Consider the following 15509-nt stretch of genomic DNA (forward strand, 5'->3'; position numbering starts at 1 on the left):
GGCCAGAACTAGCGCTAGGCAGCCTTTAGCCGGCGTATTTACGTTCCAATAAGTTGCAACAGTTAGATTCTGGAGAATTCTGATTTGACCCTCAATAGAGCTAAGAACAAACATGTCCTTGGATCTCAATTCGACGTCCTGATAGTTATTGCTATCAAACTCTATGAAGTTGTCTTCACCTTCAATAGTGTACCTTATGCTGTAGGCGCGGCTGTTAGATGACTTTTGTCCTCGCGACCTTTTTGCGCGATTTGTGCCGATAATTGTGTCGAATGTTTCTCGGCATGGCTTGCAGATAAGCGTGTGACCGCCTTCGTAGTCAATTTTGTACAGATGTTGTTGTTCGCAATGCGGGCAGACGACGTTTACTTGCACGGTTTCTCACAACAATAAATACCGTTTAAGTTGAGCATCTAAACTTTCTTTGGTCAAGTTTTTAGGTCCGCATCAGGAACTAACCGCGCCCTACGCCGCCTACGCCCACCTTCGCCACCACCGCCTTGATTGTGATTGACCTGCGGGATGGTCACGATGCTTTCGAGGATCGGGAAAGGTTCCACCGCGTTGGGGATGTTTGAAGCGTTGACGAAATGTTCCTGAAACCGCGGTTCAATCGCAGTTTCGATCTTGTGGATCTTGTGAACCGTTTCTTCGATCTCGGCGCGGGCTTGGGTGTTGAGAAGCGCGATCCGTGCCCCCGTGCCAGCCGCGTTGCCCGCACTTGTCACCTTGTCCAGTGGCGCGTCGGGGATCATCCCCAGCACCATCGCGTGCTTCGGGCTGATATGTGCACCAAAAGCACCCGCCAGCACGACGCGGTCCACGGTGTCGACGCCAAACTTGTCCATCAGCAATCTTGCGCCTGAATAGAGCGCGGCCTTGGCCATCTGGATTTGCCTGATGTCTGTGTTCGTGACCGTGATTTTTGGCCCGCCGTCTGCGGTGCCGTCAAAGAGCAGGTAGGAGTTTGTGCGTCCATCCTGAAAGCAGTTGGGCGATCCGGTTTGCTCGGCTGATCCGATCAGCCCAGGCCCATCAACAATACCTGCCATGCGCATTTCGGCGATGACCTCGATAATCCCGGAGCCGCAGATGCCGGTGATGCCGGTTTGTGCGATGGCGGCGTCGAAACCTTCCTCATCCGACCAGAGTTCGGACCCGATAACCTGGAAACGGGGCAGTTTGGTCACCGGATCAATTTGGACGTGCTCAATCGCCCCCGGTGCCGCGCGTTGGCCGCTGGTAATCTGCGCGCCTTCAAATGCGGGACCGGTAGGTGAGGAACAGGCGAGGACCTTTTCGCGGTTCCCCAGCAGGATTTCCGCATTGGTGCCCACGTCGACCACCAGCACGAGGTCTTCGGATTTGTCGGGTGCTTCCGACAGGGCCACGGCAGCCGCATCTGCACCAACGTGCCCTGCGATACAAGGCAGCAGGTAGACGCTGGAGGCAGGGTGCAGGTTCAAGTCTAACTCGGATGCGCGCAGTGAAATCGCCTCGGATGTGGCCAGCGCGAAGGGGGCTTGGCCCAACTCGTAAGCGTCGATGCCGAGGAACAGGTGATGCATGACCGGGTTGCAGACGAACACGGCATCCACGATCAGATTGCGGTCAATTTCCGCCTCGGACGCGATTTGCACGAAGAGTGCATTCATCCCTTCGCGCACCGCTGTCGTCATCTCATCCGATCCGGTGGGGTTCATCATGCCATAGCTGACGCGGCTCATCAGATCTTCGCCAAAGCGGATCTGCGGGTTCATGATACCGGAGGAGGCGACAACTTCCCCTGATTGCAGATCGCAGAGGTGGGCGGCGATGGTGGTGGAGCCGAGGTCAACGGCGAGACCGTAAAGCGTGCCATCATAGAAGCCCGGCCAGATATGGATGATCCGCGGGCTGAAAACCGCATCGCCAAGGTGGACGGCGACGGTGACTTTCCACCCCCTTGCGCAGGGCGCTTTGCAGGGTTTTGAGGACACCGAGGTCTGCTTCCAGTGCGGGCAGGGCCCAGTCGCGGCGCAGGGCGGCGACCAGTCGTTCCAGATCGCCTGAAGGGTCATGCATGTCGGGTTCAGCCACTTCGACGTAATAAAGCTTGGTCGAGGGGTTCATCACGATATCGCGGGCCTCGGCCCGTTTGCGCACGACCTGTTTGTGCACTTGGCTTTCGGCGGGAACGTCAATGACAACGTCGCTTTGGATCGTGGCTTGGCAGCCGAGGCGGCGGCCCTTTTTCAGACCGCGTTTGTCGTCATAGCGTTGTTCGACGCTGTTCCATTCGGAGAGTGCTGTGTCAGCAACTGTAACGCCATGTTTGGAAAACTCGCCATAGGATGGGGTGATCTGGCATTTTGAGCAGATCCCGCGCCCGCCACAAACGCTGTCCAGATCGACGCCCAGTTGGCGGGCGGCTGTCAGGACGGGAGTGCCAACCGAAAAGTTGCCGCGTTTGCCGGAAGGGGTGAAAATGACGAGAGGGTCGTTGGACATTTGTGCGCCTGTTTTGTCTGACGCTGAATGTATCCGGCAGGTCGCCAAAGAAAAGGCCCGTATCCGTCATAATGAACATGAGCAGCGGCATGAGCAGGCAGGGTTGGCTGATGACGCCCCTGATGCAGACTGATCACTCTTTCGGTTTGGAGCGCTGCGATTGAACGAGCAGGCGCAGTCGTGCGAGCATCGGGTAAAGGACGAACTTATATAAAAAACCAGAACGATCAGCCAAACAACAGCTGGCAGGAATTCATGTGCGTTCCAGGGCAGAGGATGGTCGGCATAGGTCCTGCCGAGGGAAACATCGTATATCGCAATATCCCGCCAGAGCGTCATGAGCATTTCACCCTTCGTGCTGCCCAGCGTTGATGATGAAGCTCAACGTGATATCTGCAAAGCTGGGTTATTGCCGCAGAGCTGCAACCGCGCAAATTTGCCGAAATCTGTAACCAGGAGCGGGATTTATCGCTCATTTGCTTGCCGTTAAGTAGCGGATGTCGTTTTTCGGGTGCCGGGTTACCGCATCGGGAACTTCTTTACGCTGGCGTCGTTCTTCACCACGTTGGCTCAAGTGATACTTAGCCCTTTCGTACCTCGCGCATCCATGCGATAGGGACGTGCCAACGATACCACGACAAAGGAGACTGTTTGATGGAGATCTCGCGAGGCACTCACCTTTGATGATGTTTTGTTGGTGCCGGGGGCATCCAGCGTCCTGCCGTCGACCGCAGATACACGCACCCATGTTACAAAATCCATCGCGATGAACATCCCACTTTTGTCTAGCGCAATGGATACTGTGACAGAGGGCCGGATGGCCATTGCGATGGCCCAGGCCGGTGGTATCGGCGTGGTGCATAAGAACCTGAATATCGAACAACAGGCCAAGGAAATCCGCCGGGTCAAGCGCTTTGTCTCTGGCACCGTTTATAACCCTGTCACCCTGCGCCCTGATCAAACCCTTGCTGATGCCAAGGCGCTGATGGATCGCTACCGCATCACCGGTTTTCCCGTCGTGGGCGAGGGCGGTAAGGTTGTTGGCATCGTCACCAATCGCGACATGCGCTTTGCACAGGATGACAATACGCCTGTCAGCGTCATGATGACCACTGACAATCTGGCGATGCTGCGCGAGCCTGCTGATCTGGATGAGGCGCGTTCGCTGATGCAGTCCCGCCGCATTGAAAAGCTGTTGATCACAGACGGCAATGGCAAGTTGACGGGGCTGCTCACGCTAAAAGATAGCGAACAGGCCGTGCTGAACCCGATGGCTTGCAAAGACGATCTTGGGCGCTTGCGCGTTGCTGCCGCCTCTGGCGTAGGTGACAGCGGTTTTGAAAGGGCCGAAGCACTGGTCGATGCCGGTGTCGATATGATCGTGATTGATACCGCCCATGGCCACTCTGAAGGCGTCGCTCAGGCGGTGGAACGGGCCAAGAAGCTATCAAACGAAGTGCAGATCGTCGCGGGCAATATCGCAACAAGCGAGGCTGCCAAAGCCCTGATTGGTGCGGGTGCGGATGCGGTGAAGGTGGGCATTGGCCCCGGTTCCATTTGCACAACGCGCATGGTTGCCGGTGTTGGCGTACCACAGCTAACCGCCATTATGGATTGTGCGGCTGGTGCCGGTAACGTGCCGGTGATTGCCGATGGTGGCATCAAGTTTTCCGGCGATTTTGCCAAGGCGATTGCGGCAGGAGCGTCCTGCGCGATGGTCGGGTCCATGATCGCGGGCACGGATGAAAGCCCCGGTGAGGTTATTCTATATCAAGGCCGTTCGTTCAAATCCTACCGTGGCATGGGTAGCCTTGGCGCGATGGCCAGTGGCTCTGCCGATCGATATTTTCAGAAAGAGGCCGCCAGCGATAAACTGGTGCCCGAAGGGATTGAGGGTCAGGTGCCATATAAGGGCTCTGCCCACGCCGTTGTGCATCAGTTGGTTGGCGGTCTGCGGGCGGCGATGGGCTACACAGGCTGTGCGACCATTGATGAGATGCGTAAGAACTGCAATTTTGTGAAAATCACGGGCGCGGGCCTGAAGGAAAGCCATGTGCATGATGTGCAGATCACCCGCGAGAGCCCGAATTACCGGGTCGGTTAGGGGCAGATGACCCCTGGTGCGCGCGTTGCTGCCGCAGTCGCGGTACTTGATCAGATCAATCAGGGTGCGGCTGCAGAGCAAGCGCTGACCGCTTGGGCGCGGGGCAGCCGGTTTGCCGGTTCCAAAGACCGGGCCGCTGTGCGTGATCATGTATTTGACGTTTTGCGGGCAAGGCGTTCTTTGGGTGCGGGTGATGGGCGCAGCTTGATGCAGCGACTGGCGCTGCGTGAGGGATGGGACATCCAAGCCCTTTTCTCTGGAGATGGGCATGCGCCGCAGCCGTTATCGACGGCAGAGCTGGCCGCTTTGCAATCGCCTGTGGGACTCAGCGATGATGCACGTTGTGATGTGCCAGAGTGGTTGTGGCCCAAGTGGCAGTCTAGCTTGGGTGATCAGGCAGAAGCCGCCGCGTTGGCGCAGCAAGGCCGCGCCGATGTTTTTTGAGGGTCAATCGCCGCAGGGGAACGACAAATGCAGCGATAGAAGCGCTTGAGCGTGACGGTGTTATCACCATCGTACATCCAACGGTATCTTGGTGTTTGCGAGTTATCCAGAACCCAAGAAGGGTCAAGACATCGGCCGCCTATCTGGATGGACGGGTTGAGTTGCAGGATGCAGCTTCGCAGGATGCAGTGGCGCGCGTGGCGGTTCCGGCTGGAAGCCGGTTTCTGGACTATTGTGCAGGTGGAGGCGGTAAGGCGCTGGCGGTTGCCGACCAGCATGACGCGACGGTTTTCGCACATGACATCGCGCCGCAGCGCATGCAGGATTTGCCCGCGCGCGCCCGCCGCGCGGGTGTTTCAATCGAGCTTGTAAAGACGCGTGATCTACCCACGATGGCGAAATGGGACCTCGTGTTCTGTGATGCGCCCTGTAGTGGGAGCGGGACATGGCGGCGGACGCCAGATGCCAAATGGCGTCTGACACCTGATCGGCTTTCTGATCTGATGCAACTACAGCGCGATGTTCTTGCGCGTGCGTCAGAATGTGTTGCGCCCGATGGTCAGCTCATCTTTGCGACCTGTTCTGTGCTGCAAGATGAAAATGCAGCGGCGGTTCGCGACTTTTGCGACATCCACAAAAATTGGCATGTTGTGCGACAGAACCAGCGCCTGCCGGACGCGGACGGTGATGGATTTTTTGATTGTGTCCTTGTGCGCAAGTGACGCAACCTAAAAGTGCAAATTGGACTTGCAAAGCAGAGTTAAGGTTTGCTTAATCGTTGTGTGGATAGGGTGTAGGGCGAACAACGAGGTAGCGTAAGTGCCCTTTGATCAATCGTTTGAGATGCGCACGGCATCTGTTGCAAAGGGTATGCCCCGAGTGGCGCATTTGGTGGTTGCTGGCTGTCTCTTCTTGATTGTCGCAGGCATTGTGCCCTTGTCATCTTTGCGTATCGGTTTCGGCATTTGCGGTGGTATTCTTTTGTGCCTCGCGGTGGGCGTTGCCGTTGCTCAGCATTTTGCGCGCCAAACCGAACAGCGGTTGTGTGAAACCGCCAACCGGATGATCAAACATGACCTGAGCATTGGCTTTGTCACCAATGGTGTCGGTATGGTTCGTTACGCCAACGGTCCAGCCGTCGAACGGTTTGGCGATGTCGAAGGTGTCGCATTGGGGCAGGTGTTCGGTACCATGTTGGCGAACCCCGATAATATTCTATCGCAACTGATTTTGCAGGCGGCGACTGGTGGCGGTCAGACTGAGGATATTGTCACACGGGGCGGTCACTTTCGACTGCGTCTATTGATCATGAGCGATGGATGCCATCTGTGGTGGCTTGACGATCTGAGTGTCGCTGGAACGGGCAATGGGAAGCATTTTAAGCAACCTGTGTTCCCGATCCTTACGGTTTCGCCGGAGGGGCAGGTTTTGCGAATGAACCCGGCATTTCGCAAACTGGTGGGCGGGGGGTTGGACCGTATTCAAGACATCTTCGATGAACTCCCCCTGCGCTCAGGGCATGTGCACGGCTTGCGGGCAACGCAGGGGCGGATCGAAATGATGGTGGCGATCATCGAAGGCAAGGAAAATACCCGCGATATTTATCTGTTGCCGGGGGCTGCTGCCGGTCAAATGCCACCGCAGCTGGAGGCGGGCTGGGATGCGATTGAAGATCTGCCTGTGCCACTGCTTAAGATATCCAGAGATGGCTTTTTGTTAGGCTCAAACCGCGAAGCGCGACAGTTGCTCAATATTGGCTCAACGAAGGGGCGGTTGTTGTCTGATGTGCTTGATGGCACCGGTCGACCGATCAACGATTGGCTTGCAGAAGCGCTCTCTGGTCATGGCGGACATGTCTCGCAGTTCTTGCACGGGCGCGGCGAAAAACAGGACACCTTTGTTCAGGTGACTTTGAATACCGCAGGTGCGCGCGATGACCTGCACCTGATCGCTGTGCTGAATGATGTGACCGAGCTTAAGACACTGGAGGCGCAATTTGTGCAGAGCCAGAAGATGCAGGCAATCGGGCAATTGGCAGGCGGTGTTGCGCATGACTTTAACAATCTGCTGACCGCGATTTCGGGGCACTGTGAACTTTTGCTTTGCAACAACGACGAACACGATCAAAACTATGGCGATTTGATCCAAATCCATCAAAACACCAACCGAGCAGCAAGCTTGGTCGGGCAATTGCTTGCCTTTTCACGCAAGCAAAACCTGCAACCCGAAACCATTGATCTGCGCGACACGTTATCCGACCTAACCCATCTGCTGAACCGGCTTGTTGGTGAAAAAGTGTCCTTGACGCTGGACCACGACAGTAAGTTGGCGCGTATTCAGGCGGACAAACGCCAGCTTGAACAGGTGCTCATGAACCTTGTGGTAAACGCGCGTGATGCAATGGACGGTGCCGGTGAAATTCGGGTTGTGACCAAAAACACCACGCTCAAGTCAGCATTGCACCGCGACCGTGCAACTGTGCCTGCCGGAGACTACGTGCTGGTGAAGGTTATTGATGAAGGAAAAGGGATCGCACCGGACAAGATCGGAAAGATATTTGAACCGTTTTTCACCACCAAACGCACAGGCGAAGGTACTGGTTTAGGGCTGTCGACCGCCTACGGGATCGTCAAGCAAACAGGTGGCTATATCTTTGTTGATACAGAAGTGGGGAAGGGGGCAACCTTTTCGCTTTATTTTCCCAGCCACGCGCCAAAAGGCGATGTGCAACCGGTGATCGAACGCCCCACGGCCCGGCATATCAAAACCAGCGCCGATGGTGTCGTTCTTTTGGTCGAGGATGAGGCCCCGGTTCGGGCGTTTGCGTCACGTGCGCTGCGATTGCGTGGCTACACCGTCTTGGAGGCGGACTGTGCGGAGGCTGCGCTTGAAATGCTCGGCAATGCTGACTTGCATGTTGATATTTTTGTGACCGATGTGATTATGCCCGGTCTTGATGGCCCAACCTGGGTGCGGCAAGCCCTGAAAGAGCGACCCGATACCAAGGTTGTGTTTGTCTCTGGTTACCCGGAAGATGCTTTTGACGATGGCCAGCCAGAGGTGATCGGGGCCGTTTTCCTGCCAAAACCCTTTTCGCTTCAGGCTTTGACAGAAACGGTACAGGATCAGCTGCAAGCGCCTCCCGTGCCGGTGTCGGCAATGGCTTAAGCCAAAGCCGCCAGATGAACAGCCGACCCGGTGAGCGCTGCGTAGTCATCCTCGACCACATGCACCGCAAAGTTGCTCATGAAGCCAGCAAAACGGCCCTTGTCGCGGAAGGCGTCGCCAAACCCAAACTGGGTCAGATGCGGCGCAAATGCGCGCGCCACACCGCCGACCAAATACACCCCGCCAAACGGCAGTTGGATCAAGGATAGATTGCCGCACACAGTGCCCAGAATGCGCGTAAACAGCTGCGCCGCTTCCGCCGCACGCGGGTCGGTGCCGTCGGCGCAGGCCTCCATGATATCGTGGGCGGCGCATTCGCGCGGGTCGTCTGCTTCTTGACCCAGAAACGCATAGACGCGTTCAAGGCCGCGACCGGATAGCACATCTTCGACCGCCGGAAACCCGTGTGCGGTGGATACGAATTGGCATAATCGCAGTTCCATCTCATTGCGGATGGGCAGATTGGCGTGCCCACTTTCCGAAGGGGTCACGATACGGCCATGTTCCAGGTCAAAGACAGGTGCTGCGTTAAATCCAGTCCCGATGCCGACGACCAGCTTCGCGGCATTTGCGTTGCTTTCCGGGCCGGTCAGGATTGTCCGGACTTTTTCAGAGGCGATATGCCCCAAGGCATGCCCCTGTGCCTGCAGGTCGTTCAGAATGGCGACTGTTTCCGCCTTTGTCGCGCGGGCCAGCGTGTCTTTGTCGATCGTCCAGTCGAGGTTGGTCAATGTTGCACGTCCATCGCGCACGGGCCCCGCAACAGCCACACATGCCGCAACAGGATCGACACCGCCTTCGTCATCGATGTAGCGGCGCAAGACCGATTCAAGTCCCGGAAAATCGACGTTGCGATAGCGGCGGATCGTGCCGTCGACCAACGCACCGCTATTGGCCAGCGCCACCCGGGTGTTCGTACCGCCAATATCTGCAACAAGTGAATAGGTGTCTTTTGGGTGGGCCATCGTCATCCTTACCGTGCGATCGCTGCTTTGAGCGCGTGATAGGACGCTTTTGGCGTCCGCTTCAAGGTATCAAAGTCGACATGGACCATCCCAAAACGCTTTTCATAGCCGAAGGCCCATTCGTAGTTGTCCAAAAGAGACCAATAAAAGAAGCCTTGTACATTTGCCCCCTCTGCGATCGCTTGTCGGGTTGCAAGAATATGATCCGAGATGAAGCTGATACGTTCGGCGTCATAGACGGCACCATTTTCAACAGCGTCGCCCCATGCCATACCATTTTCGGTCACATAGAGCGGCAGATCACCGACATAGTCCCGCGACAGTCGCGTCAGAAATGATCGTAGACCGTCAGGGTAGATTTCCCATCCCATCTGCGTTTTATCGCCGGGACCTTCGTTGGATGCGATATGTGGCCAGACGGTGCCGCTGTCGGTTGTGACCGTATGGCGCGTGTAATAATTGACTCCAAGAAAATCGATCGGTTGGCTGATCTCCTCCATATCCGCTTCCCAATTGGCGGGCATATGGGGTCCAAGACCTTCGAGGGCTTCGGCGGGGTAGGTGCCTTGCACGATGGCCTCGATAAACCAGCGGTTCATAATCGCGTCCCATGTGGCAGTCGCGCTGGCGGCCTCTGCGCTATTGTCTTGGGGTTCGGTATGGTCGAAATTGAGGACAATTCCGCAGTTTTGCATATTCCTGACCCGAAGCCGCGTTATCGCGACCCCGTGCGCGAGGTTGATATGGTGCATGGCCCGGGCGGTGGCGCGGATGTCTTGCATGCCCGGCGCATGATGCCCCAGAAAATGCGACAGGTACGAGATGCACCAAGGTTCATTAATTGTCGCGATAGCTGCGACCCGGTCACCGATGCGATCTGTGATAACGTCCGTGAAATCACCAAAGTAATTGCAGGTGTCGCGGTTCATCCACCCGCCTTTGTCGGCGAGCGCCGAGGGCAGTTCCCAATGATAGAGCGTCTGAAACGGTTTCAGGCCACGCTCTAGCATCGCATCCACCAGCCGGTCGTAGTAGTCCAGTCCGTCAGCGTTGGGTGTGCGTCCGTCAGGCATGACCCGCGCCCAGGACGTCGAAAATCGGTAGGCGTCCATACCTGCATCTTTGAGCAGATCGAGGTCTTCTGCGTAGCGGTGATAATGGTCACAGGCCCGTGCGCCATCTTCTGCCCGCACAACATTGCCGGGGCCCGCCGCAAAGGTATCCCAATGTGTGGAGCCCGCACCGCCGAAGCCGTGGCCTTCGATTTGATAAGCAGCCGTGGCTGCCCCAAAGAGAAAACCTTCGGGGAAATCCGAGCGTTTGAAGTCCATTTTAGTCCTTTCGGGGGCAGGGCCGGTTGACGACCCCACCATTAACTCTGCTTCGAGCAATTTTTGTTGGGGCGGCAGTGCTGGGTCGGTGATCGCCGCCAAGAGCATTTCTGCCAGTTGGCGTCCGGCCTCACGGACAGAGGACCGTGTTGCCGTGAAAATCGGGACATCACCGCCGTTTTGAAGGTAGGACAGCGCGTCATCATGTGTGACGACCGACACATCTTTTCCCATGCTTAGCCCGCGTTCTTCGATGGCGCGACGCACGCCAAGGGCGCTGATCAATGACGAACATAGAATTGCGGTCGGCGCGTCATCCTTGCCCAGCATGTCCCGGGTGCTTTCGTAGCCAAACACCTCGGTCATTTCACCTGACCGCATGAGGGTTGGGTCAAGGGGGGTGCCGTGTGCCTGCAAGGATGCAGCATACCCATCACGCCGACGATGCGCGAAATCCATGACCTCTAAACCGTTGACGAGCGCAATTCTGCGGTGTCCAAGATCGAACAGGAAATCGGTCGCACGTTGAAACGCACTGCGGTTGTTTACATCAAGCCACGCGTAGGGCTTTTGATGTCCACTTGCGCGTCCATGCACCGCAAAAGGTAGTCCCAGATCGGTCAGCAAACCGATGCGGGGGTCGTCCATGCGTGGTCCGTGCACGATGACCCCGTCAACAGCACGCCGTGACTTTAGCCCCTGATAGACTTGACGTTCATCAGCATCTGCCACGATGGACAGGATCATCTCATAGCCATGCCGGGAATAGGTTTCCCCTGCGCCGGCGATGAAATCGCCAAAGATCGGATTGACCATTTCGTGCTTGCTGGACATCGGGATCACATGTCCAATCGCAAGCGCCTGACCTGTGGCAAGCCCCTTTGCCCGGGTCGAGGGGCGGTAGTTGAACGCTGTCGCCGCTTCTTCCACACGTCGGCGGGTGGCCTGACTAACCTCTGGATAACCGTTCAATGCGCGGCTCACGGTTGTTTGGCTCAATCCAAGGTTTTTTGAAAGTTCTTTGAGGTTCATCGTCGTCGGGCTTTATCCAAAGCGCTATCAAATTTCAAATATTGCTGCATTGCGGCATCGGCCGAAACGCATCGTAATCGTTTCAGTAGCATGTATTCGTGAGAATCCAAGCGCTTTTTATTCCAGTCACTGTTGTGTTGACAGCGGCGCAAACTTCGCTGACTGTGTCGAAATCCAAAGCGCTTTGGGAAACGATTCCTTTGCGTGATCGGGAACAACAGCACGTAAGTGTCGACTAACACACGCGCCTCGCTGGCGCGATTGGGAGGAAAATCAATGAAAATGAAACTGTATGCCAGTGTGGCGGCGGTTGCATTGACCGCAGGTGCGGTGAATGCAGGCGGCCATCTTCCGTTCACGCCGGGCGAGGGTGACTTCAGCTGGGACGACTACAACGCGTGGGCTGAGAGTGCGCCTGACTTGTCCGGTCAGGATGTCACGATCTTTGGTCCTTGGCTGGCCCCTGAAGATGATATCTTCCGTTCGATGATCGCCTATTTCACCGAAGCCACGGGTGCGAACGTTACATACACCGGCTCTGACGGTTTTGAGCAGCAGATCGTGATTGATGCTGAAGCTGGCTCTGCCCCGAATATCGCCGTGTTCCCGCAGCCCGGTCTGGCCGCGACGATGGCGGCGCAGGGTCTTTTGACACCGCTTGGTGACGAGATGGGGTCTTGGGTTGCTGACAATTATGCAGCAGGTCAGTCATGGGTCGATCTGGGCACATATGCCGACGCCGGTGGTGCCGATCAATTCTATGGTTTCTTCTACAATGTGAACGTCAAGTCGCTGGTTTGGTATTCGCCCGAGAACTTTGAAGATGCGGGTTACGAAGTGCCAGAGACAATGGAAGACCTGATCGCATTGTCCGAGCAGATGATTGCGGATGGTGAAACACCATGGTGCATCGGTCTGGGGTCAGGTGCGGCAACAGGTTGGCCGGCAACTGACTGGGTTGAAGACATTATGCTGCGCACGCAGACACCTGAAGTCTATGACCAGTGGGTCCTGAACGAGATCCCGTTCAACGATCCAAAGGTGATCGAAGCGGTCGAGACATTCGGTATGTTCGCCAAGAATGACGATATGGTCGCTGGCGGTTCTGCTGCTGTTGGCTCGACTGACTTCCGCGACAGTCCAACAGGTCTCTTCTCATCGCCGCCACAATGCTACATGCACCGTCAGGCGTCTTTTGCGACAGCATTCTTCCCGGATGATGTTGTGCCGGGCGAAGATGCAGATTTCTTCTACTTCCCATCCTTTGCTGAAAAAGACCTTGGCAACCCGGTTTTGGGTGGCGGTACTTTGATGGCTGTGACCGATGCATCAGACGCGACAATGGCCTTCATGGAGTTCCTCCAGCAGCCACTGGCGCACGAAGTGATGATGGCGCAAACCGGCTTCCTCACACCGCACTCTGGTGTGAATCTCGAAGCTTATGGCGATGACATCCTGCGCGGTCAGGGTGAAATCCTGCTGAACGCTACGACCTTCCGCTTTGATGCATCCGATCTGATGCCGGGCGCGATTGGTGCGGGCACATTCTGGACAGGCATGGTTGACTATGTTGGTGGTGCGTCCGCCGAAGAAGTCACCGGTGCGATCCAGGATAGCTGGGATGCGCTGAAGTAATCATCCCGACCCGAGGGTCTGAAAGATAGGTTCGGGCGCGTTGGTGCCCGAACCATCCAGCGGCGCAACCTGCCGCAAGAGATGCATCGCGAAGGGGAGGGCGCTATGAATCCGGCACTTCAAGGATTAATCACGATCATTATCGGGGTGGGCGGCTGTGTCGGCTACTTCTACGGGGCAAACCTGTTTCTTGATAAGGTCTTGTTCAAGGCAGAGGGCCCGAACGCGGGTCGGAACATCAACCGCGCCAACCAAATCCGGCCTTGGTTGTTCCTGATGCCTGCCTTGCTGGCGCTTGGTCTTTATCTTGCTTATCCTGTTTTTGCCACGCTACGCCTGAGCTTTCTAGAGCGTCTGCCCGGTAATGAATATGCATTCGTCGGCTTTGACAATTACACCCAGATGTTTGCAGAGCCTAAATTCATGGAGGCGCTGCGCAACAACGTGCTGTGGCTGGTTGTTGTCCCCGCGGCTGCAACCGGCTTTGGCCTGTTGGCGGCCCAACTGACCGACCGGCTGAGTTGGGGCAATATCGCCAAATCCATCGTGTTTATGCCGATGGCGATCTCTTTTGTTGGCGCTGCCGTCATTTTTAAGCTTATCTATGAAGCCCGCCCCGAGGATGTGGCGCAGATCGGTATCCTTAATCACCTGTATCTGACATTCGGTGGCGATGCCCCTGTGCAGTGGTTGCAGGTGCCATTCTGGAACAACTTCTTCCTGATGGCCGTGCTGATCTGGATCCAGACCGGTTTCGCGATGGTCATTCTGTCTGCTGCCCTGCGCGGGATCCCCGAAGAGACGGTTGAGGCCGCCATCATTGATGGCGCCAATCCGTTCCAGATTTTCTTCAAGATCAAGATCCCGCAGATCATGTCCACCATCGTGGTGGTCTGGACGACGATCACGATTGCCACGCTCAAGGTCTTTGACATCGTATTTGCGATGACCAACGGCCAGTGGGAAACCCAAGTTCTGGCCAATTACATGTACGACAAATTGTTCCGCGCGAACGACTGGGGTATGGGATCAGCCTCAGCGATGATCATCATGCTGATGGTGACGCCGATCCTGGTCTGGAACGTCTACAACGCCCGTAAGGAGATGCAGTGATGGATGCGATGGCAGGACGAAAGCCCGCAGTCGTCTGGGCGCTGAATATCTCGGTTGTGGCACTGGTCGCTTTGTGGCTGTTCCCGACGCTTGGCTTGTTTATCTCATCTTTCCGCACTGGTGATCAGATCACCGCGTCGGGCTGGTGGTCATCGTTGTTTCCGGCGGAGCAAACGCTGCAAATCCGTGTCGCAGACCCCGATGACAACCGTGTCGATCTGGGCAATGGCCGTTTCATGGTTGAAGGCAACATCTTTGAAGGGGCGGAATTTGAGGGCGAGTTAAATGCCTGGGGTACGTCCAGCCGCAGGTTGGGAGAGTTCGAAACCGGTGCTACTGCTGATTTGGGCGATGGTGAAACCCTGACAGTGCAGGCGGATGGCGCCTATGTTTGGGAAGGGAATGACGACCAGATCAGCGGGCGTGCACAGCGCATATTCCTTGATGTTGTCTCGCCGCCAGACTTTACCTTGCAGAACTATAGTTTCGTGTTGTTTGACGAAAACAACTCCGAAGGGATGGCCAAGGCGTTCTTTAATACGCTGACCGTGGTGATTCCTGCGACGATTATTCCGATCCTGATTGCCGCCTTTGCGGCCTACGCGCTGGCATGGATGGATTTTCCGGGCAGGGCGCTGCTGATTGCTATCATTGTGGGGCTTTTGGTTGTGCCCCTGCAACTGGCGCTGATCCCGCTGTTGTCGCTGCATAATGCGATCGGGATCGGGAAAGGGTATTTAGGGGTCTGGCTTGCGCATACCGGATTTGGTCTGCCGCTCGCGATCTATCTGCTGCGCAACTATATGGTTGGTCTGCCACGCGATATCATTGAGAATGCCAAGGTTGATGGTGCGACGGATTTTCAAATCTTCACCAAGATCATTCTGCCGCTGAGCTTTCCGGCGCTGGCCTCTTTCGCGATCTTTCAGTTCTTATGGACTTGGAATGATTTGCTGGTGGCCTTGGTGTTCCTGATTGATGCCTCAGGTCAGACGACCGTTATGACCAAGCAGATTGTCGAGCTTTTGGGCACGCGCGGTGGTGATTGGGAAATCCTAGCGACATCCGCTTTCGTGTCGATCGCCGTGCCGCTGGCCGTGTTCTTTGCGATGCAAAAGTACCTTGTGCGGGGCCTGCTGGCCGGGTCTGTCAAATAAGTAATCGCGGCCCCGAAGCGCGCCTTCGGGGTTGCACCCAACCTAGGATGAATGACGATGACGACGGCGC

The 15509-nt window shown here is 56.3% G+C and carries 8 protein-coding genes and 3 pseudogenes; 7 read left to right on the forward strand and 4 right to left on the reverse strand.

The genetic code is table 11. From position 1 onward, the window contains the following. Positions 1–428 precede the first annotated feature (428 nt). Positions 429–2490 (reverse strand): annotated as a pseudogene (locus ACZ1G5_RS17460) (ASKHA domain-containing protein). Positions 2491–3154: 664 nt separating this feature from the next. Here ACZ1G5_RS17460 and guaB point away from each other — a divergent pair. The 4 genes and pseudogenes from guaB to ACZ1G5_RS17480 all read left to right on the forward strand — a co-directional run. After that, a pseudogene (gene guaB, locus ACZ1G5_RS17465) lies at positions 3155–4594 on the forward strand (IMP dehydrogenase); the annotation flags it as partial. 6 nt (positions 4595–4600) lie between these two features. After that, entirely contained in the window at positions 4601–5038 is a 438-nt protein-coding gene (locus tag ACZ1G5_RS17470; protein WP_472734050.1) for a hypothetical protein, read from the forward strand. Next, positions 5035–5760, forward strand: a complete 726-nt coding sequence (locus ACZ1G5_RS17475; RefSeq protein WP_472734051.1) for an RsmB/NOP family class I SAM-dependent RNA methyltransferase — start codon at positions 5035–5037, stop codon at positions 5758–5760. Before ACZ1G5_RS17470 ends, ACZ1G5_RS17475 begins: the two co-directional genes overlap by 4 nt. 148 nt (positions 5761–5908) lie before the next feature. Next, the gene (locus tag ACZ1G5_RS17480) at positions 5909–8206 is read left to right on the forward strand and encodes an ATP-binding protein (RefSeq protein WP_472734370.1); all 2298 of its coding nucleotides are present in this window, start codon (positions 5909–5911) and stop codon (positions 8204–8206) included. Here ACZ1G5_RS17480 and ACZ1G5_RS17485 read toward each other — a convergent pair. From ACZ1G5_RS17485 to ACZ1G5_RS17495, 3 genes and pseudogenes are all read right to left on the reverse strand, one after another. Further along, a complete protein-coding gene (locus ACZ1G5_RS17485) occupies positions 8203–9171 on the reverse strand; it encodes a glucokinase (RefSeq protein ID WP_472734052.1) in 969 nt (322 codons plus the stop codon). The genes ACZ1G5_RS17480 and ACZ1G5_RS17485 overlap by 4 nt on opposite strands. A gap of 8 nt (positions 9172–9179) precedes the next feature. After that, on the reverse strand, positions 9180–10502 hold the full coding sequence (locus ACZ1G5_RS17490) for a GH1 family beta-glucosidase (RefSeq protein ID WP_472734371.1): 1323 nt from the start codon (positions 10500–10502) through the stop codon (positions 9180–9182). Positions 10503–10508: 6 nt separating this feature from the next. After that, a pseudogene (locus ACZ1G5_RS17495) lies at positions 10509–11534 on the reverse strand (substrate-binding domain-containing protein); the annotation flags it as partial. Positions 11535–11810: 276 nt separating this feature from the next. Between ACZ1G5_RS17495 and ACZ1G5_RS17500 the strand changes: the two are divergent. From ACZ1G5_RS17500 to ACZ1G5_RS17510, 3 genes are all read left to right on the forward strand, one after another. Further along, positions 11811–13169: an ABC transporter substrate-binding protein gene (locus ACZ1G5_RS17500; protein WP_472734053.1), complete on the forward strand. Its 1359-nt coding sequence runs from the start codon at positions 11811–11813 to the stop codon at positions 13167–13169. Positions 13170–13274: 105 nt separating this feature from the next. Continuing rightward, entirely contained in the window at positions 13275–14282 is a 1008-nt protein-coding gene (locus ACZ1G5_RS17505; RefSeq protein ID WP_472734054.1) for a carbohydrate ABC transporter permease, read from the forward strand. Next, the gene (locus ACZ1G5_RS17510; protein WP_472734055.1) at positions 14282–15439 is read left to right on the forward strand and encodes a carbohydrate ABC transporter permease; all 1158 of its coding nucleotides are present in this window, start codon (positions 14282–14284) and stop codon (positions 15437–15439) included. Before ACZ1G5_RS17505 ends, ACZ1G5_RS17510 begins: the two co-directional genes overlap by 1 nt. Positions 15440–15509 lie beyond the last annotated feature (70 nt).

This window comes from Yoonia sp. JB2-21, assembly GCF_055693545.1.